21 protein-coding genes and 2 pseudogenes are annotated in these 19,850 nt (G+C 32.9%); 6 read left to right on the plus strand and 17 right to left on the minus strand.

The genetic code is table 11. The features are described from left to right. Window positions 1-61 precede the first annotated feature (61 nt). Window positions 62-616, plus strand: a pseudogene (locus ACFVAD_RS17040) (putative glycolipid-binding domain-containing protein). Window positions 617-691: 75 nt separating this feature from the next. Here the strand turns inward: ACFVAD_RS17040 and ACFVAD_RS17045 are convergent. Next, the gene (locus tag ACFVAD_RS17045) at window positions 692-1,531 is read right to left on the minus strand and encodes an alpha/beta fold hydrolase (protein WP_386642656.1); all 840 of its coding nucleotides are present in this window, start codon (window positions 1,529-1,531) and stop codon (window positions 692-694) included. A gap of 111 nt (window positions 1,532-1,642) precedes the next feature. After that, a complete protein-coding gene (locus ACFVAD_RS17050) occupies window positions 1,643-2,314 on the minus strand; it encodes a GntR family transcriptional regulator (protein ID WP_386642659.1) in 672 nt (223 codons plus the stop codon). Window positions 2,315-2,544: 230 nt separating this feature from the next. On the opposite strand from ACFVAD_RS17050, the gene brnQ reads away from it, so the two are divergent. Both brnQ and ACFVAD_RS17060 read left to right on the plus strand, forming a co-directional pair. Beyond that, complete coding sequence (brnQ, locus tag ACFVAD_RS17055; RefSeq protein ID WP_386642662.1) at window positions 2,545-3,897, plus strand: branched-chain amino acid transport system II carrier protein; 1,353 nt, start codon at window positions 2,545-2,547, stop codon at window positions 3,895-3,897. 1,368 nt (window positions 3,898-5,265) lie between these two features. Then, a pseudogene (locus ACFVAD_RS17060) lies at window positions 5,266-6,270 on the plus strand (DUF3231 family protein). A gap of 497 nt (window positions 6,271-6,767) precedes the next feature. Here ACFVAD_RS17060 and ACFVAD_RS17065 read toward each other — a convergent pair. The 10 genes from ACFVAD_RS17065 to ACFVAD_RS17110 all read right to left on the minus strand — a co-directional run bounded on the left by ACFVAD_RS17065 (window position 6,768) and on the right by ACFVAD_RS17110 (window position 12,493). After that, window positions 6,768-7,073, minus strand: coding sequence for a hypothetical protein (locus ACFVAD_RS17065; protein ID WP_386642665.1), 306 nt, complete (start codon window positions 7,071-7,073; stop codon window positions 6,768-6,770). After that, window positions 7,073-7,336 carry a hypothetical protein gene (locus ACFVAD_RS17070; RefSeq protein WP_386642668.1) on the minus strand — a complete coding sequence of 88 codons (264 nt, stop codon included), beginning with the start codon at window positions 7,334-7,336 and terminating at the stop codon, window positions 7,073-7,075. Before ACFVAD_RS17070 ends, ACFVAD_RS17065 begins: the two co-directional genes overlap by 1 nt. Then, window positions 7,333-7,788, minus strand: a complete 456-nt coding sequence (locus ACFVAD_RS17075) for a hypothetical protein (RefSeq protein WP_386642670.1) — start codon at window positions 7,786-7,788, stop codon at window positions 7,333-7,335. Before ACFVAD_RS17075 ends, ACFVAD_RS17070 begins: the two co-directional genes overlap by 4 nt. Window positions 7,789-7,945: 157 nt before the next feature. Continuing rightward, complete coding sequence (locus tag ACFVAD_RS17080) at window positions 7,946-8,077, minus strand: hypothetical protein (protein WP_386642673.1); 132 nt, start codon at window positions 8,075-8,077, stop codon at window positions 7,946-7,948. Window positions 8,078-8,152: 75 nt separating this feature from the next. Beyond that, the gene (locus ACFVAD_RS17085; protein WP_386642676.1) at window positions 8,153-8,542 is read right to left on the minus strand and encodes a hypothetical protein; all 390 of its coding nucleotides are present in this window, start codon (window positions 8,540-8,542) and stop codon (window positions 8,153-8,155) included. A gap of 75 nt (window positions 8,543-8,617) precedes the next feature. Then, window positions 8,618-9,133: a hypothetical protein gene (locus tag ACFVAD_RS17090; RefSeq protein WP_386642679.1), complete on the minus strand. Its 516-nt coding sequence runs from the start codon at window positions 9,131-9,133 to the stop codon at window positions 8,618-8,620. A gap of 1,060 nt (window positions 9,134-10,193) precedes the next feature. Next, entirely contained in the window at window positions 10,194-11,093 is a 900-nt protein-coding gene (locus ACFVAD_RS17095; RefSeq protein WP_386642681.1) for a tyrosine-type recombinase/integrase, read from the minus strand. A gap of 223 nt (window positions 11,094-11,316) precedes the next feature. After that, complete coding sequence (locus ACFVAD_RS17100; protein ID WP_386642683.1) at window positions 11,317-11,652, minus strand: hypothetical protein; 336 nt, start codon at window positions 11,650-11,652, stop codon at window positions 11,317-11,319. A 75-nt stretch (window positions 11,653-11,727) separates the two neighbouring features. Then, complete coding sequence (locus tag ACFVAD_RS17105; RefSeq protein WP_386642686.1) at window positions 11,728-11,979, minus strand: hypothetical protein; 252 nt, start codon at window positions 11,977-11,979, stop codon at window positions 11,728-11,730. Window positions 11,980-12,169: 190 nt separating this feature from the next. After that, window positions 12,170-12,493 (minus strand): hypothetical protein, encoded by a 324-nt coding sequence (locus ACFVAD_RS17110; protein WP_386642689.1) that lies wholly within the window; start codon window positions 12,491-12,493, stop codon window positions 12,170-12,172. A 218-nt stretch (window positions 12,494-12,711) separates the two neighbouring features. Here ACFVAD_RS17110 and merR point away from each other — a divergent pair, with 218 nt between their 5' ends. Both merR and ACFVAD_RS17120 read left to right on the plus strand, forming a co-directional pair. Continuing rightward, window positions 12,712-13,113, plus strand: a complete 402-nt coding sequence (gene merR / locus ACFVAD_RS17115) for a mercury resistance transcriptional regulator MerR (RefSeq protein WP_386642692.1) — start codon at window positions 12,712-12,714, stop codon at window positions 13,111-13,113. Between the two features lie 10 nt (window positions 13,114-13,123). Next, the gene (locus ACFVAD_RS17120) at window positions 13,124-13,588 is read left to right on the plus strand and encodes a putative iron-sulfur cluster-binding metallochaperone (protein WP_386642695.1); all 465 of its coding nucleotides are present in this window, start codon (window positions 13,124-13,126) and stop codon (window positions 13,586-13,588) included. A gap of 135 nt (window positions 13,589-13,723) precedes the next feature. On the opposite strand, the gene ACFVAD_RS17125 is transcribed toward ACFVAD_RS17120, so the two are convergent. The 4 genes from ACFVAD_RS17125 to ACFVAD_RS17140 all read right to left on the minus strand — a co-directional run bounded on the left by ACFVAD_RS17125 (window position 13,724) and on the right by ACFVAD_RS17140 (window position 17,132). Then, the gene (locus tag ACFVAD_RS17125; protein WP_386642697.1) at window positions 13,724-13,969 is read right to left on the minus strand and encodes a hypothetical protein; all 246 of its coding nucleotides are present in this window, start codon (window positions 13,967-13,969) and stop codon (window positions 13,724-13,726) included. A gap of 1,716 nt (window positions 13,970-15,685) precedes the next feature. Then, window positions 15,686-16,111: a hypothetical protein gene (locus tag ACFVAD_RS17130; RefSeq protein WP_386642700.1), complete on the minus strand. Its 426-nt coding sequence runs from the start codon at window positions 16,109-16,111 to the stop codon at window positions 15,686-15,688. Window positions 16,112-16,190: 79 nt separating this feature from the next. After that, window positions 16,191-16,673: a crossover junction endodeoxyribonuclease RuvC gene (locus ACFVAD_RS17135; RefSeq protein ID WP_386642703.1), complete on the minus strand. Its 483-nt coding sequence runs from the start codon at window positions 16,671-16,673 to the stop codon at window positions 16,191-16,193. A gap of 66 nt (window positions 16,674-16,739) precedes the next feature. Next, a complete protein-coding gene (locus ACFVAD_RS17140; protein WP_386642706.1) occupies window positions 16,740-17,132 on the minus strand; it encodes a hypothetical protein in 393 nt (130 codons plus the stop codon). 429 nt (window positions 17,133-17,561) lie between these two features. Here ACFVAD_RS17140 and ACFVAD_RS17145 point away from each other — a divergent pair, with 429 nt between their 5' ends. Continuing rightward, window positions 17,562-19,049: a TOTE conflict system archaeo-eukaryotic primase domain-containing protein gene (locus tag ACFVAD_RS17145; RefSeq protein WP_386642709.1), complete on the plus strand. Its 1,488-nt coding sequence runs from the start codon at window positions 17,562-17,564 to the stop codon at window positions 19,047-19,049. A gap of 266 nt (window positions 19,050-19,315) precedes the next feature. Here ACFVAD_RS17145 and ACFVAD_RS17150 read toward each other — a convergent pair whose 3' ends face one another. Continuing rightward, complete coding sequence (locus ACFVAD_RS17150) at window positions 19,316-19,687, minus strand: hypothetical protein (RefSeq protein ID WP_386642712.1); 372 nt, start codon at window positions 19,685-19,687, stop codon at window positions 19,316-19,318. Window positions 19,688-19,850: the final 163 nt, after the last annotated feature.

A 19,850-nucleotide genomic window follows, 5' to 3' on the forward strand; every position in this document is an offset into this window, starting at 1 on the left:
TTTTGCTATAATTGGAACTATATAGAATTTATTATACAATAACAAGCTGGGGGAAATGTACATGTTTACTAAAGTAGTCTGGAATAGCGAGGAACAGTATGGTTGCGAATATTTAAGTATATTGGAGGCAAACGAAAAACTGGTGGTTCATAGCACCATCATTTATGTAGCTGAAGAGACGGATGATGCACACCTAGTTAATTATCAAGTAAATTTAGATAGCAATTGGATTACTAAAAAGGTTAAGTTAAATGTGAATCAGCGTGCTTTAGAATTACATAGTGATGGAAAGGGCAACTGATTCAATAGTGAAGGAGTAGGAATTGTAACTCTAAAAGGCTGTATGGACATCGATATTTCCGCTACCCCTTTTTCGAACTCTTTGCCAATTAACCGACTGCAATGGACTAGTAACCAAACAGAAAACTTCCACATGGTTTACATAGCTGTACCCTCCTTAGAATTCAAAAAGGTACCCCAGTCCTATCAATTCCTTCGTGAAGAAGACGGATTACGGTATTTTCTCTACCGGTGTTACGACTATGAAACGGCCATCGCTGTTGATTCAAGTGGCTTGGTTGTCAATTATCCTCGGGTGTTTACTAGACGGTTTTAGCTTGTTTGGAGGTTGAGGTTAGGGAGAGAGGTTACATCTCTGTCTTCTCAACCAATATCCCTCCCCCTTTCCCAACTATCTCTCACTGAAAAAATCGACAACTAGCGAATTTATCTCTTCTGACTTTTCTACCACTGTCCAATGGCCACATTCTTCAATTTCGAACAATCGTGCATGTGGTATATAATCTAAAAGCAATGCTTTAATGTTCGTTGGATTTAATATATCGTGGCTTCCTTGTGCTACTAATATAGGAATATTACTCAATCTATGTATCTTAGGGACTAAACTGTAATGTTTGTGTATGTCTGTACCAATTTGATCGTTTACCTCTCTATTGATGGGTGTTTGGTCTTTATTTTTTACATAGTCCTTCTTGTATACATAATACGGATCAATGACCTTGAGCACTTCTTCCACACTTGCTTTCCCTTTTTTCACTTTCCTATCTGTTAAGAAGAGTTTTACTTTATCTTGAAAAGACAATCTTTTTAAAAGTTCCTTTTTAAACTGTTGATAGCCAGTAGCGTCCACTCCAATGGCTGCTGTCAGGAATAGCTTATTCACATTTTCAGGATATTCAGTAGCATAAAGTAATGCTAGCATGGAGCCCCAGGATTCACCGAAGATGTTTAACTTATGTAAGGATAGTTCCTGCCTTAGCAGATCCAGCGTCTTCACTTCATCTTTCATGGAGTACTCGCTTTTCTCTAATATTCCTGACTTTCCACAGCCATTTTGGTCATATAAAACGAGTTGGAACTTCTCCGATAAAGGCAATACATGTGGTAAAAAGAAGGCATGACTGCTTCCTGGACCACCATGAAGGAAAATAATAGCCTCTCCTTCCCCCACCAAATTCACATATATTTCTCTACCGTTTACTTGAACAAATTCCTGCTTACTTTTATACATTTGATTTCCCCCCTGCTAGCAACAATTCGTCTATTACTTACGAAACAACTGCTCATTTGGGTTCACTTTTCCAAAATTAAAACGCCTCTACTAACTGTAGAAGCGTTTTTACTATTCCCCACTATCTTCTTGTCCCGCATAATACTCATCAATCGCACGCAGCCAGTTGGTGCGGGCAATTTTAGCAGCGGTTTCTTTATCACGATTCTCAAATGCTTTTAAGATAGACTCGTGTTCTTCTATAGAGGTATCCGTAAGAATGATGGACTGATAAAAATAGAGACGCAGAACATGTGCCTGAAGGTTTGACACTGAGCTCGCGAGATAAGGGTTTTGTGCATTCTCTACAATAATATTATGAAACTTTTCATCCTGCTTTAAAGCGGAGTAAAAATCACCTTTTTTAATAGCATGAGCGAATTTAGTATTTATCTCACGCAATGTATCAATGGTATGTTGACTAATAATGGGTGTTGCAAGTTCAGCCGACAAGGCCTGTAAAGCCCCTAATGGAGGTAGAATTTTGGTTATGTCTTCTTTATTTACAGAGGTGACTTGAGTGCCTACCCCTGGAAACATTTCCACTAAACCTTGAACATTTAGTAATTGAAGCGCTTCCCTTATAGGCGTTCTGCTTACACCTAAAGCTTGTGCAAGTTCCGCATCATTTAGCTTTTCTTTCGGTTTAAGCGTTCCATCAATAATCCACTCTTGAATTTGAGCAAAGGCGCGCTTTTTTGCAGAAACACGAGTTGGGGAAGAGTAATTGGAAGGTATGGGCATTATAAACAACCACCTTTATTAATTTCACAAAAAAAATTAGTGTATTTAAGTTAGATATGTTAAAAGTGTATAGTATTCTGCTTTTAAATACAATATATTGCATGCATTAAACCTATGTAATATATTGCATAAATATTATGCATGTGATATCTTGTGGTATGCAATATATTACCTTGTCAAATAGTTTTCTATAGAACAACCAGATCACTAGACTACCAGGAGGACATATAATGAATAACAGAATGCCATTTTCATTTGTACTAGCTATTGGTTTTATGCTTTTTGCTTTATTCTTTGGTGCGGGAAATTTAATCTTCCCAGCAATGCTCGGTCAATCTGCAGGAACAAATATTTGGTCTGCTAATGCCGGCTTTATCGTAACTGGAGTTGGATTACCTTTACTTGGAGTATTAGCGCTGGGCTATTCCGGGAAAAGTGATCTCCAGTCATTAGCGAGTAGGGTGCATCCGATTTTTGGGATTGTATTTACGGTTATACTGTATCTAGCAATCGGCCCTCTATTTGCAATCCCGAGAACGGGAACGGCTTCCTTTGAAATGGGAATTAGACCGTTTTTATCAGAAGAAAGCAGTAGCGTCGGTTTAATAATCTATACCCTTCTATTTTTTGGAATAACTGCATTCTTTTCTTTAAAGTCTTCTAAAATAGTAGATATTGTAGGGAAAGTCTTAACGCCACTATTATTAATTTTCTTAGGTATTTTAATAGCAACGGCATTTATCTTCCCTATCGGAAGCTTCCAAGCCCCTGCAGAAAGTTATGTAGATAGCTCCTTTTTCACAGGATTTCAAGAAGGCTACCTTACAATGGATGCCCTTGCTGCATTTGTATTCGGGATCGTTGTCATCAATGCCGTTAAAGCGAAAGGTGCGACAACTAAAAAGGAAATTATGATCGCTGTAACAAAAGCCGGCAGTATTGCCGCAGGTCTTCTTGCCATCATTTACACTTCTCTATCCTATATTGGAGCTTCAAGTGTAGAAGCACTTGGGCAATTAGAAAATGGAGGAGCGGTGCTATCAGGTGCATCCAATCACTTTTTCGGAGCTTACGGTGGGCTTTTACTAAGCCTGATCGTTATTGGCGCTTGTTTAACCACAAGTATTGGCCTTATCATTTCTTGTTCTTCATATTTTAATAAGCTATTGCCAAGCATTTCTTACAAAACCTTTGTCATCATGTTATCCACTATCAGTGCTATTTTTGCAAACGTGGGCTTAACTCAATTAATAGCAGTATCCGTACCGGTGTTAATCGCTATTTATCCATTTGTCGTCTGTTTAATGGCCTTAACATTTCTACATTCATTCTTTAACGGAAGAAAAGAAGTGTATCAGGGAAGTATGATTTTCACTTCCATTGTTGCAATATCTGATGCATTAAAGGCTGCAGGTATGAGCATTATGCCTATTGAAAATCTCTTTACTGCAATCCTTCCTTTATATGAAGTAGGATTAGGCTGGATCTTCCCAGCGATTATAGGTGGTGTGTTAGGGTATGTTTGGGGGAGTTTTATAAAAGAAAAGCCAGAAACTAGACAGATTGAGGAAAAAGCGAGTTAATTATTCCATATAGAAAAGACTCAACCAAAAATTTGTTAAATGAGAATAAAGTTTGCAGAAATAAGTTATTGGGTAAATCCCTTGATACATCTGACCTCAATGGCATTTTCCCAATTTTTCTTTGAGAATAAAGTTTGCTCAAAGATTTGCCCACTTTCAGCCGAAAATGAACACAGAAAATTAGTAATATGAGAATAAAGTTTGCTTAGCGATACCGGGCGAACACCAAATGAATTGAGTATCCTAAAACTAACAAAGGCACCTTACGGTGCCTCCTGTACCATATCCGATTCATGCCTTCGGATGGAGTATCTATGCAATTGTATTGTTTATATTTGCTGAAATTGATGATATTAGTGGAATAGTGTATTGGACTATGGGTTAAGAGAAGGTAGGCCGTTTATTAGGGTAGAGTATATGCTGCGTATGGAGGAGTCCTTCTGTATGTGGGGATGGGGTGCACCGATTTATACGATGGATAGGTGCTAATATAGGTATTTCAGTAATGATATTCGCACTTTGCCAATAAAGGGGGTATCGAAGATACCTTTCCAATTCGATAGTCTAATCTCTCATATATAGTACCTTACGGTTTCTCCTATACCACCGTAAATTCCATACTTACCACGTTACCCATACATAATTATTTATATATATTTATTTATTTTTAGGGGGCGAGAACACTGCTTGGGGTTTATTACATGTTGCCGGACGGGGGGTTACCTTGAAAGATGAAGCACACTACTATACCTTACGGTTTCCCCTGTACCACCGCCATTCCCATACTTACCTCTTGACCGATACCTAATTATTTATTTATTTATTTTTTTATGGGCGAGGAACTTACTAAGGTCGTGTTATTCGTTGCTGGACGTAGGCTTCCATTGAAAGATGAGCACTCTACTATACCTTACGGTTTCCCCTGTACCACCGTCATCCCCTGACTTACCACGTTACTATACCTATTTATATTTTCTACGGGATAGGGCTTTGCTTGGGACTAGTACGCGTTAATGGGCGTGCTTCCCCTTTTTCAGCGCTCCTCATTCAGAGACATACAGGAGCGTCCCCTGTGCTGTGTTAATGAAGGACTTACCCAACCCGTAAGGGGGAACCTTGATCCTCACGAACACATCGATTCGACCACTGTTTAAAATAAAAAGCCCCGTGAATATACCCATACTTTGGATATACACACGAGACCTTGTGCAAACTTTATTCTTCTTATGCAGACTTTATTCCAATACATCAAACTTTATTTTGGTTTTACATAGTTATCTTTTTATATTTGTTGGATAATGACCACTATTTAATCACATTCTAAATAAAAGAATGAAAGGTGAATGAAAGGTGGGATTATTCTATATTATGGATAAAAGCAATATTAAACTAACCACTTCTGAAATAGCAGTACTTTGGTCAACATTTATAGAATCTACTGCAACACGTTGTTTTTATAAACATTTTCTTCAGCACGTTCAAGATGAAGAAATAAAATCCATTCTCGAAGATTGTTTAACGATGGTTGAAGGGAATTTAAATAAAATGGAGTCGATTTTTTCAGATGAAAATTTCCCTAAACCAAAAGGATTTTCGGATATTGATGTTGACTTAACAGCACCACCACTATTTACCGATTTATTTGCATTGAGTTTTGTTTATCGTAGCGGACAGTTAATAATGCCTTATTTTGCTACTGTTCTTAGTAAAGTTTTTCGGCTAGATATCTATAACTTTTTTGCAGAGTGTGCACATAAGGAAATAGAATTACATAGGAAAACGTTAAATCTTATGCTAACTAAAGGATTAATTGATAGATCCCCAAAAATGGAATACCCTGAGAGTGTGGAATTTGTTTCACATAACCCTTCTTTAATTAGCACAATATTTGGCGATAAAAGACCTTTAAACACCTTAGAAATAGGGGAAATATTTGCATGTATCGAAAGAAATGCAATTGGTTTAATCCTATTAATGGGATTAATACAGGTTACCAAAGATAAGCAAATAAAGGACTACTTTATAAAAGGAAAAAAACTTGCTGAAAAGCAAATAGATACATTTAACAAATTAATTAGGGAAAATGACAATTTTATTGGGTTTCCAATAACAATGGAGGTAACTAATTCAACAGTTTCACCGTTTTCTGAAAAATTGATGCTATTTTTTATTGGTTCTTCAAACCAAGTTGGTATATCTACACTTGGATTTGCTTTATCCCTTACAATGTGAAAGGATTTATCAGCCCAGTGGTCACTTTTTATGGCAGACATTATGAGATACGGTGGAGAAGGGTTAAAAATTTTAGTTGAACGAGGATGGATGGAAAAACCTCCACACCCTATTGATAGGAACGAATTTTATAAATCATAAATCTCAAAATAGATTGGAGTAAAAATAATGGAACGCTTATTTTTTATCATTTCCAGCCTTTTATTTACCGTATTAGCGGGTATCCTTCTTCTTTCAAGATGTTTCTTATTGAAAAGGCAAATTCAAAATTGGATAAGAAATACTTATTACAGGTGTCTAATCGCAATTTATAGCCCAACATAGGTTTTATTTTTCCCCCAAACTTTTATGGGCGAGCAACCACCTAAGGCGTTTTACACGTTGTTGAACTTGGTTTTCCGTTAGAATTACCACCCCGAAGTGAACCTTGATACCTTGGTAATCTACAGTTTGAAATATATTGTCCCCGTGAATATACCCATACTCTGGATATACACACGGGATTTTGTGCAAGTCTGTTTCTTTTTAGTAAACTATTTTACATGAATCAAACTTTATTTTAGTTTGTCATAGATGCAACACGATTTAGCCAATCGGAAAATAAACAATTATCCTACACTTTTTATTTCCGATTACTATTAACCTACCCAATATTGTTCCTCTGTCGGCTGTATCGACTTAACGTAAGTATTTAATGCTGTCCTAATGCTAGCCCAATACTTTGGATTCCTAAAAGGAGGACAATGTTTAATAATTTGTTGAAATAAATGTTCTAACTCAAAATCTTCCATTGCAGCATTAACCGATTCCCTCAATTTAAGTTCTTCCTCAAATTCTTTAATGATGGAAAAATCATCAAATTCATAATTACTACTTAAATCTTCAATAAATGAAACGATTATAATTCTGTATAAATGAAATTCAAAGTCCATATTGCGCGCCATTAATTCTCCTCCCCATCAAGTTGGGCTCTTAAAGAATAGTAAGCGTCCATATTGTTAATTTTTACGTACTCATTGACTAAATCAAGAACTTCTTCATAACTTTTCAAACCATCATGTCTAAAACGATATTTCAGTTCTTCACACTTATCAAATTCCTCTAAATACTCAAGCATTGCTTCAGCCTTCCACATTACATGGTAGACATTTCCCTCTGGACCTGACCAATCTATTCTTATAATAGGTACACCGTATTTAGTTTTCATATTGCTACCTCATTTCCAGTTGTTAAACTAATTGGAAAGTAACAAACGTTCGGAATCTTATTCCTTTTTCTTAACTTCAGATACTCTTTTGCTGTCATTTCTTTCATTATCATTGCATTATTTTCACTGTAGAAAGCAAATATAAAGTTAATGTTTTTCAAAGACATTCTTTCAAGTGTTTGTAAACAAAACACATTCAAGAAAATTGGGCTGAATGTAAGTATTGTTTCATTAAAATTTAAAGATTTGACATACTCTTTCATATCTTGAGGGTTGTAATAATAGATGAGTTCTTGTAGTGGTTTAGAGAAAACATCAAACTTACTAAATACAAGTCCTTTCTCCTCTGAAAAATTAATCAATTCATGCTTATGTTCATTTAACTCCACTTGAATCTCATTTTCAGTGCTGTTTTTTCTAATTAATACTGATAATGCTCTAACTTCTTTCATATCAACACACTCCTAATAGTTTTTATGAAGATAAGATTAAAGTTATCTTCCTGTTCATAAGGAATCTTTCTTCAACTATTCAGGCATATATAAAAAGTTAATATGAGTTTTATAACAATAACATGAAATATATAATAGATTTACTATAAACGTGTAACTAAAAATAATATGGAAAATATTTATCGTAAAGGACCTTCATTAAAATAAACTTATCCGGTCCTCTTATTTCTTCAGCCCCCTCCACCATTTGAGCATTTCCCTCTGATAACAATTTTTCAAGTTGTTTCATTTCATACCACCCCTATTCATATTTTTGCTTTCTGCTTGTCCATTTACATCTATTTTTCTAACAAATAGCAATTTTTCACATAGAATTAACTGCATTCTCTTCTGTCGATGATTTTAATTCTTCTAAAAAGAATTCCTTCAAATTTTTTGGTTTTATAAGATAATCACCTTCAATCACCCTGAAGGTTACATCCTTACCGTTGAATAAATTTAGAATTACAGGGTTTGCAACATGTACAGGAGATATTATTAAAACAGTTGATCTTCTTTTAAGTCGCGAAAAGTACTTTTTTCGCATATTAACATCTCCAAGGTTTGAAATTCCACAACCATTAACAATATTGAGGTTGTTTCTCTGAGCAAATATATCCGCCATCATACAATACTCAAAAAATTCCTCAGCAGAACTCCTTGTTCTCCCTAAAATTGTCTCAGGTAATAATGTAAAAAAGGTTACGTTTTTCATAAACAATCATCTCCTTGTTTAGTTTTATGGTCGGTTACTAATAAAATCAGAATCGGTTTTCTTCAATAATGAAACTTAATAGGCGGAAACGTTAATACCAGCAGTAGATTCGAATTTATCTATTAATTCATTCGACATCTTTGCTAATTTTTCATAACTTATTAAAGTCTTTCTATAGTCATATCCTAGGTTTTCCCATTTAACTTTACTGGTTCTGGCTAAATTGTGAAGATCAGACCTCAATTGTTTGTTAGTAATCTCCTCAATCCGATATTTCGTATTGCTGCTATTAACTTCAATCAAAAGGAAATGAAACCCCTCGTTGATAAATAGATTGATGATATCCTTCTTTAATATTGAGCGATCCTGTACAGCAATCGTGTCAATGCCTTGTTTTCTTAAAAAATTGATAAATTTTTGAGCAACTAGTGGATTGCTCTTATAAGAAAGATAATTAGCAACACTAATTCCCCTAACATCACGCAATAATACTTCTAGTACTCGGTGTTTCATTTCTAATTCTATGCTGTCATCCCTATCAGCACTTAAGTGGACCATATAACCAATCTTATAAACCCCTTTTTTCTTCATAGAAAATTCCTCCTTAGATATCAGTAATTTAATTCGAATAACACAGACGATCATTCACTCTAATTGAAAACTTGTCTTTGGCTACCTGCTAATTTGGAATATTCCAAATTTAATTGTCGGATTAGTACCTTTTCCTCCATTCAGCCCACTGAATGCCCGTAATCTTATTCCATTGTTTAGTATTAAACCTGAAGAAACTAGAAAAAACCGCACAAAAAAATCTCCTCCTCTTTATCAAAAACTGAAAAGAACAAAGATATACAACTAATAAACTCAAAGTATGCATGCAAAGTTAAAGTAACAGCCAACATAGGCATACTCATGCACATGGATTATGAGTAAGAATTCATAAAGAATAACAAACTCACCATCATATTTACTTAAGTGTATTAGTATATCTTTTGTTCTCTTCCCTCTAAAGTGATAAAAAGAAAGAGATTTATTTATAATATATTAAAGTTCTAAAAATTAAAATTTAATCATGTATAATAACTTGTTTAAATGTTATCACAATAATTATTTCATGTAAAGGGCCAAGTTGGTTTTTTGTCCATTTTTTTCTAAGAGCAAAATCCACAATAAATTCCACCTATATGAAAACATATTAGAATCTTAAACTACCCTCATATATTCGTATAAATCAAAGAAGTTAAAAACTGAATATCCTAGTATCAATGATAAAGGAATACTAATTATGAGCAGCCTTTCTTGCCATTTGACAGCATTTTCTTTTCCCTGTGATAATTTGTTCGGTAGATACTTAATGCCAATAATCATCATAAACCATAGAAAACCCGCAATACAGAAATAACTGGATACGTAATCTAAATAGTACATTCTATCCTCTCCAATCAATATTACGAACTTAAAGTTCCTCTTTTAATAATATTTTAACGCGTATTGATAATTATTTCCGCAAACAGGAAAAAGGAGAGGCTCCTAGGTAGCCTCTCCTACTCGTATATTCAATATATTAGTATATTACGCCCCCATTATAACGCGTATAAGAACAGGAATAAACATTTTTCACATATTTTCATTCTCCAATAATTTAGGTCAATCAAAATTCTGTTTTCTTAAGGGCGTTCTGCAGTTCTTTAATTGATGGAGTAACATAAATTCGAGTAGTATCCATGGAACTATGACCTGCTAAATCTGCTATAGATTGGAGTCCCACTCCACTATCTGCCAACTGCTTGCAGTAGGTATGCCTTAGAGAATGGGGGGTAATTTCTATACCAAGTAGGGTGCTATATTTTTTCAAAATATGCTGCGCGGCTCTGGTGCTTAATTGACTGCTTCTGCTGCTAACTAAAATATAATCGGAATCATTCTCCCTATTTTCCAACCAGAAAAGTATGTGTGACTTTGTTTTTTCAGTTAGGGGTAAAACTCTGTGCTTAGATCCCTTCCCCAACACATTTACCAAATTATTGCGAAATGAAATTGAATTCTTTGTTAAGGAGCATGCTTCCTCTATTCGTAACCCAACATTCACTAGAAGAATAATAAGTGTTTCATGTAATAACCCTTTTTGGAAGTTTTTAAGTTTTGTTAATTGTACTGCATGTAATAAGCGGCCTACTTCTTGTCTCGTTAACCAACGAATGGTATTCTGTTTTTGAACCTTCATAATTGAAATCTCTTGACCCAAGTTAACCGGAGAAAATTTCGATTCAAATAAATAATTAGCCCATTTTTTTACGGATACTAGTTTTCGGTTAACAGTCGCTGGAGATAAAGAGGAAGTTGTTTTTATTTCTCGTTCGAAATCTTTTAAATCAGTTTTCGTAATTACCTCCACCATAATTGGGTCGGCGTGTCTGGAAAACAACCAATTCTCTAAAATGAGTAAATCTTGAATATAACTTTTAATAGTATTCATACTTCTGTTCGATTCAATCAAATAGTTTCTAAACTCATTAATTGAATGAGAAAAGGTAACTGAAACAATTTCCATTATGGGTACCCTCCTGCGCAATGTTATACGACAAATATTGAATAAAGAATATTTATGTTATGCGACGAAAAAATATAGGCTATGCTATAGGTTTCGTCGCATAAGACATATTATCTGACAAAACTTGTTTGGTCGTATTATAGCGCGTTTTGAACTCATTGCCAGCACCATTTATTCCTTTTACTTGTTCCTACTCTGCGAAACATTCAAGCATAAAATCCATCTAAAATATTATTGGAATTCTAGCACTCCTTCTATTTCTCCAGAGGAAGTCTATCATTTGTTCTTCAGACCAATGTGAAACTTCTTGATCATGCCAATTTCCATTAATCCAATAAATCCCATAACCGTTACCATCTTTCTTCTTGACCGTCTGAAACCAGCCTTCTGGATTTTCTTGTTTCGCTTCAATTACTAGCATATGTCCAAAGATTTCTTCAAATCTTCCACCAATTACAGTAAAATAATAATCGCCATACTCTCCGAATTTTTTATAATCATTCTCCAAAAACTCCTGAACATCATTTTTGCTTTTAAATACTAAATTAATATACTCCATACGTATCTCCTCCTTTTATTTTGTGCTGATCAACCTCCTTGTTTATCAACTTGTAGTTTTCTCTATTGGTGCGTCTTACTTCTTACCTTGTAATATCAATTCTTTTATATAGTTCATAACATTAGTAGCATAATATTCATAATCCTTGTGATTTTCAGAAGTACATATTGATATTAAGGCACCTATAATATTGTTACTTTCTTCCTCTGTAAAAACAATTTGATTATAGGTTGACCTAATATACCCCATTATCATTTTTTTCTTATTAATTAAATCTAGTTGCCCGTTTAATTCAAGATTTAATTGATCATAGATATTGTCTTTCATTAATCATCCTCTCCTCTCATTTTGCCAATCTCTTTGGCTTATATTTGTTATAACATAATAAGAAAAAGACAAGGTCAGTATGTTAAAAGATAATTGTGGCGAATTTATTCAGAAAAAATAAAATGAATATTAATTAAAAAGACCAGACAAAATTAATGTCTGGTCTTTAAACGATTTCTACTCCTACCTATTATATAACCTGCAGAAGATATGACAACTCTACCGCAACATCAGAATGGATATCCTGTTTAATAATCGACAGTTCTAAATTATAGTCTTGACAAAGCAAAAAGACGTTTTGCAATTGTTTAATATTATTAAGTTCCTCATAATCATAAAAAATGACTCTGCAATATTTCTCATGATTTTCTTTTATAAATTTTTCTATAGTATTTGTTTCCGTTAATAAAATCACATCTATTTTTTTATTAACTTTTGCTGCGAAGTTTCTCATACTTTCTTTATAACTTTCAAGGTCACTTTCGTCAGTTATAATACCAAGATATCTTTCCACTTAATCACCCCAGTTTTTGATGATGATGATTATAGCGCGCATCTAATCATCTTCAAGTAATAAGGTATATTTTCCTCAAAAAAGTAACAGGAAATTAGTCCTGAAATAACGGAGAGATTTTTCCTAATGGGGCGGTTAAGTTCAATAAAAATAATTTTAAAATACTCTTTACCTTGTACTATGGTACAGGGTTTATAATTTATATGGGGGGGATTCAGTTGGAATATAAAATCAGTGAACTTGCTGAAAAGTGTAGTGTCAATAAAGAAACAATTAGATATTACGAAAAGATGGGATTACTTTCTGAACCATCCCGTACAGATTCTGGATATAGGGTTTACACAGATGATACTGTTAATCGCATAAACTTTATCAAACGAATGAAAGACTTAGGATTTTCTTTAGCAGAAATTAATAAATTACTTGGAGTTGTTGATAAAGATAGTGAAAGATGTAGGGATATGTATGACTTTGTAAACCTAAAAATTGATGAAGTACAAGTCAAAATTAGAAATTTAAAACGAATTGAATCCATGCTAATGAAATTAAAAGAATGTTGTCCTGATGAAAAATCTCTACATGAATGTCCTATTATTGAAACCGTACTGAATAATAAATAAAGGTGGGAGAATGATGGATTGTTGTAGTAGTAAGGTTTATGAAGTAAAAATAGAAAATGATGGTGTTTGTCCAACTTGTAATAATAAAGCAAAAAACATAAAGTTGATTACACTAAAGTCCTTACTTAAACCAACTGCATTAGAAACTTTAAATGCGAATGTAAATCACTATTTCTGTTCAAGTAAAGAGTGTGATGTAGTTTATTTTGATGCCGATAAAAAGAAGTATCTTGCATCTGACATAAAGGTAGCAGTACATCAAAAAGATGACTATGTAACAACACCTATTTGCTATTGCTTTGATTGGACAAAAGGGAAAATTGAGAAATATGTAAAACAAGAACTTTCACATAATCCAATTGAACATATTAGAGAAAACATAAAGGAAAACCGATGTGGTTGTGAGGTAAACAATCCACAAGGCAGTTGCTGTTTGGGTAATGTTACAAAATATATTAATAGCATTAAAAGTTAATTTGAATCTTCCCTAACGGGTGGTTTAACACAATAAGGAATAATATAGCCTAAAATATGCAGGTTTTTATGCACTACCTACGTATTTTAGGCTTTCTTATACTCATAAAGGTACTACAATTAACAGTATTTCTAATTACCAAATACACCCATCCCAAAGGGTTAAACCAAGAATAATACTCCCAACAAGAAGAAAAAGCACACAATAATTAAAAATATACTTTGAGATAATTAAACTTTTTATATTATCTATCAATGCCCTTTCAACTATAGCATTCATACAAAGTAAAACCCCCCCAAAAAAAATTATTACATATAGTGTTACATTAGAACCTGTCCCTAAATGCTCTATCCATTCTGTGAATTGTTCCCAATCAGTCATGAGTACTCTCCTTTAAGTGAAACTTTTTAATCATCTATTAAACTTTTAGGAGAATAAACCTTTAAAAAATTGTGCATGTCTGATCCGAAAATTGACTTGCTTAGTAGAACGGCACAACTTTAAAATCAGACAAAAAGCATTGAATATCGCCATTTAATGCCCAAATAAATAAATGTTATTGAATTTCTAATTTATTCGCTTTCTTTCACTTTTCTTGATAATAAACCACTATTTTCACTTATATGTATGGATTTTTTTCGGGCATTGAATTTATTATTTTCATTAGTAAAGTTTTACTAATTCCCCATTATGATAAGTCTTCCATCTCTTCTATAAAATTAAGAAAAGACCAAATAGTTATTAAAACCATTTGATCTTTTTTGTGTATTATTATTACAAATCAAAATAGAAGTAAACACAAGAAAGCGGCAAAAGAATTAGAGGACATTGTCAGAAGAATCTAAGGGGAATGATTTATCCTGACATTGTTTATTTCATTTTGTATCGGTAAATCCCTTCTTTTTTTAAAAAAATTTTTTAATGTCTCTTAGATCCTTGATAAAATTAATAATTACTGATCTTTCAGAAGGGTTAATAATCATTAGTATTTGTTCATAGTATTACCCAATCTTAAATCTTGAAATAAAGCCGTTTATTTCCGTTCTCGTCTAAGAAGACCGTATTATAGATTCTTTCTCTTCTTTTCTTAAGTTCCTTCCTTATAAGATTAAGAGGTATATACCAACTCACAGAACCGTAGAAATAAACTAAAACTGTAATTCCCCCAAAAATCAGGTTTCCTGTAAACAGATAAATTAATAACCCAGCGAATGGACCAGTTAAGTTAAACAAAATAAGAGCAATTACATTCCAAAATCTTTCATTTTGATTATTTGCTAAGACTACAACATGATCGTACATATATAAATAGAATCGGTGAAATAGAACACCACTACTAATAAACACTGTAGCAAATGATAAAAAGTAGTAAGTTGGGGTAATCTTTAAAGTTAAATAATTGATTGGATATAATATAATGGAACCAATAAAACAAAAAAGAATAGACCATATAAACAGTACAGAAATAAAGCGTATATTCGAATTAATATCTTTCACAATTAGTTGATTGTGTTCACTGGAATTTTGCAATTTGAATCACCTCTCTTTTAATTCTGCCATAACAGTATAAATGACAAGGTTCCAGCAAATTGCTCCCATGAAGAAAAAGAATGGCATTAAAAAAGTAGAAAATACGCCGTTTCCTCGAAAAAATAATATTACCCCAGATACCAATGAAACAAATAATATTAATGTAAGCATAATCCAAGAAAATATTGGAGGCATTACATCGTTATTATGATTTTCATAGACAGCATAGTGATACGTTGGAATATACATACGCTTATAGATGTAACCCCCAGCCTGCATAGTCAGGTATGCAATAATAAAGTATGTCATAAAACTATTATCCCAGAATTGTAAGGTTAAAGGGGCAAACAATAAGATAGCAAAAAGTCTACATAAGAAATTAAATAAATGAGTGTTCAGCCTCATCTTTTTATTAGGTATAAGTATTTCTATATTGAACGCCCCCCTAATCACCTAAATTTATTTGTATTCTATTATTATACGTCGATCTAAGAATACAGTCAGGGCCAAATAAAAAGTATTAAAAGACACAATCCTTTATATTTTGACATTTGAAAAGGAGCGGGGCTATTGCTCCTTTTTTTTAAATATTATTGCTGGAAGATTTGGAACAAACTTTGCCATATGGAAACTAATTAGCCATATAAAACCACTAACCACGGTATACCAAGTAAAATTTAATGTATCCAATATTTTATGCTGCATTGCAAACCAGTTACCCAATAGGACTATGGAAGAGTTGATAGCAAAAACAGGGAGAATAAATAGGTATCGAACAAAAAAAGCAAGAAATCCTTTATCCTTAATTGATTCGTGTAAACCAAGATATATTTCGCTAAAACAAACTGAGCCAATAATTGAAAATATTAGGGCATTCATGTAGGTGAATTCGTCAACTTGAAAAGATATAGGAACAGTTGGAATAAGAATAAATATCGTTATCATAAAGAAAAATAAGTATGTAAATGATTTATGTATATCGTGTTTATACAAGACAACCACTCCTTTATTGGTATTATTTACAAAATTAAAAAAGAGTAAACGCTAGGTCTACTCTTGAGTAATTAGTAATCTATTCAGTTTTGACCTCAGACTTCTTAATACAATAACAATGCACAAGCCCTAAGGCATCACGAACATGTTCATTTGTTTTTAGTTCGCCATATATCTTTTGAATAGCAAGTTTTATCTCCTTTTTATTTGCCCTACCATTTCCGGTTACAGCCTTCTTTATAGAAGCGGGTGCATATGACTTTATTGGTATCCTTTTTTCTGCTGCCAATAAATAAATAATTCCTATGACCCAATTTACTTCCTTGCTCCCTCCCGTATAATTGTTCTCTATTAATAATAGTTTTATATTATGTTCTTCTATTATCTTCAGTAAGGTCTTATAAACAAATAGAATTCTCTGTTCAATATGGTTTTCAGCACTGGTTTTTATCGTATGGAGACTAATAATTTCTTTACTGAAGGTTGTGATAGCAATTCCTGAGGAAGTTAAAGAGGCATCTATAGCCAAAATAGACGGGACTTTAGTTTCTGTCTGTTTCATAAAATCCCCCCTATCAACAGTACAAAATACAAATTAGGTTATCTATGAAACCTTATAAAAGCAGGGTTAGATAGTTTCACTTCTTTTCTGTTTTTTTAATGCACTATAAATAAATGCTAATTCCCTAAAGTTACAAATGTATCGTTCGTGGATTGATCCCTGATAGGTAAAAATAATCTCCACAGGAAAATGTTCTAAGTTTGGATTAAATTTAACGTTCATCTCCAGTTCATTATCTAAACCACTTAGGATAATATCATTTAATACACTTGAAAAGAAGTCTACTTGAATTGCCTTAAAATCTCTCTTATTGAGGGTAAAACACCTCTTATCACCTTCGTTATCTATTATTTCAAGGTATACATGCTTATTAAGGTTGTGAAATAAAACACTTGCAGCATTATTGAAGGCTTCATTTATTTCAATCAAATCATGAACGTTATATTCAAATTTCCCCATTCAAATCATCTCCTTTCTTTATTCTAAAACCTTATATTTCAAAGGTTTTACTACCTTATAATTTCATTTTCGAAAAGTGAAAACCTTTTTTATTTTTGTTATCAATATAGATATTGTTAGAGATTTTTGTATATAAAAAGAAGCAAGGACACAATCCTTGCCGTAGTAAATCATTCTCCACCTGCATTTCTAATGAACTTATAAATAAACCATTTTAATATGAATTGTAGTAATTGAAAATTATAGACATACAATAACTTATTTATATGTTTTAAATGCTTTTAAGGTTTTTAAGGAGAATATCATTAATATATAGGTATTTCTCATTTTCACAAAACTCGTCACAATTATTTTGCAACATATCAATCTGGTTTTTCCCCATTTATGTTATAAAAATAATAAGCCTTAAACAATTGTTCTAAGGGAGGAATGATATTTCAGAAAGGACGTGGTTTTTTGGAAGAAAATAATGAGATTTTGAACAAAATGAAGGAATTATTCATCACAGTAAGGTACAAGTATATCAAACAAAACAATGATGGCAATGGTTATCAAACGTTTAATCAATACGAAAAAGAGAGACATAAACCTTTGCACGATGGATTTTTAAAGTCCCACTTAATGCGAGAAAATACTTACGGTATTTTTTGTAGAAAAAATCTGACAAAATTTGTGACATTTGATGTAGATGTCCCCGATAAAACAGAGGCAAAGAGAGTGGTTTTGGCTCTTTATGAATCTTTAAGCAACTTGGGAATCCCCACCGATAAAATCTATACAAGTTGGAGCGGGACTAAGGGATATCATGTTGATATTTACTTTTCAAAGGAGATTCCATATAAATATATGGAAAAACTCTATGATGCAGCGGTCAAATCAACACTTAATCTCCTTGGTGGAAATATAGAGGGACAAATTGAAAAAAGGCCATCACCTACTCAAGGTTTAAAACTCCCCTTGAGTATCAACTTTAAAAACAAGAATCAGGTCGATAATATTTGCTGGTATGTTGATGTCCAAGAGAACTTTATGCCTATCCGTTCCTTAGATTTTATTTTATCTATAGAACCTATAGATGCTCAGGTTATAGGTGATTTAATCAATGACCTCCCTGATGTTGAAATAGATCAATCTCTTTCAAAGGGAAAACTTTTAGAGGAAAATAGTGTTAATGTTGATTTTTCTAATTTTGATTTATCTAAAGAAAATCTTAATACTTTAGAAAAATTATATAATGAAGGATTAAAGAAATCTGGAACCCGGAATGCTGCTCTTTGTAAACTAGCGATTTATTTTAATACACTTAAAGTACAAAAAAGTGAATGTTATCTATTACTTAAAGATTGGATGGACAATCAAAATCCAATTCTCTATAAAACACCTATTAAAACGTGCTATCAAGAAATTAACCGAATTGTAGATTTAGTGTATAAAAAGAATGTCATTTTATTTAAGAGTAAGACAGAGATTTCAATCTCTAGATCCGAAATGTTGACTATTTATCAATATCCTAAAAAGTTACACAACATTATTACCGTACTCCTCATTCATTCGAAGAGGTTTGAGGACAAAGATAAAAAATTTTATATGACATACGAACAGATAAGCAGGGCTTCACGATGTGCAGTACGCACAGCAATGAATCAAATAAAGGAACTAGAGAAAAATGGCATTATTAAAGTGACAAGAGGCCGGATACTTGGCACTCATGAAAATTACCCGAATACATATGAACTAAATATGAATTGGTTAAAATCTGACAAAGAAATCATGGTTAATGTATCAGCCGAAACATTAGAGTCTTATCTGGATATTAGGATTTACTTAATAAAAGAAATATTCTCCTATATTGAATTGTCGAATATTAAAGAGATACTTATTAAAACAAAAGAGCAGCAAGCAATTACAATACAATAAATTAAGTACTTCTCAGCAGTTTTCTTCAATTAAATTTAATCATATTTAAAAAGGACGAATTTAAAGGGTGGGGAAAACCCACTCTTTTTCTATTAAAAAAGAAGTTACATGGGTTGCTGATATTCCAAAGTAGAAGTATATCTTCAATAAACAGACTTGTCTATTTGGTGAGATTAAGAAACTTAACAAAGAAAGAATATCTAGTTCATGTCCCTTTGGATTACAAATTACCCCCATAAAAAAAGACAGTAGGATATTCCCTACTGTTATTCTCCACTCGCTTCTTGGTGTAGCGGGTCTTCACTTTGGTATTCTAATTCCTGCACAAGCATACATATCTTAAAAATTTTCTCACTCTCCAAGATATATTCACTTAAGATTGGTTCAATGACTAACATTAAACGGTGATAATCGTAGAATGTTTGTTGGTGACATAGAACATTGAATTTCCCAACATGTGCTGTATTTTTACCGACAAAATTCTTCTCTGTACGGGTGATATATAAGAAATACATATAATCCTTATCCGTGTGAGTGACCCAATTAAAGCGGGGATGCCTGCCTATCGTTATAACATAATCATTATGAAATGCCTTTACATAATCTAGGCTTTTATTTTTGTCTTTTCCCTTTATCATTAGTTTATCCTCCCTATTCCTTAGTAAAATATTTACATATAGTTTATTAAACGATCGTATGTTCTTTCCTTGTTTTTTATCAAAATAAAAGAGACGGTCTTTTCCGTCTCTTAATACTGCCATATACGATAATTCTTTTAGTGTTTCGGACATTTCACCACAT

Origin of the sequence: Sutcliffiella sp. NPDC057660 (assembly GCF_042800035.1) — a bacterium.
Taxonomy (GTDB): Bacteria; Bacillota; Bacilli; order Bacillales; family Bacillaceae_I; genus Sutcliffiella_A.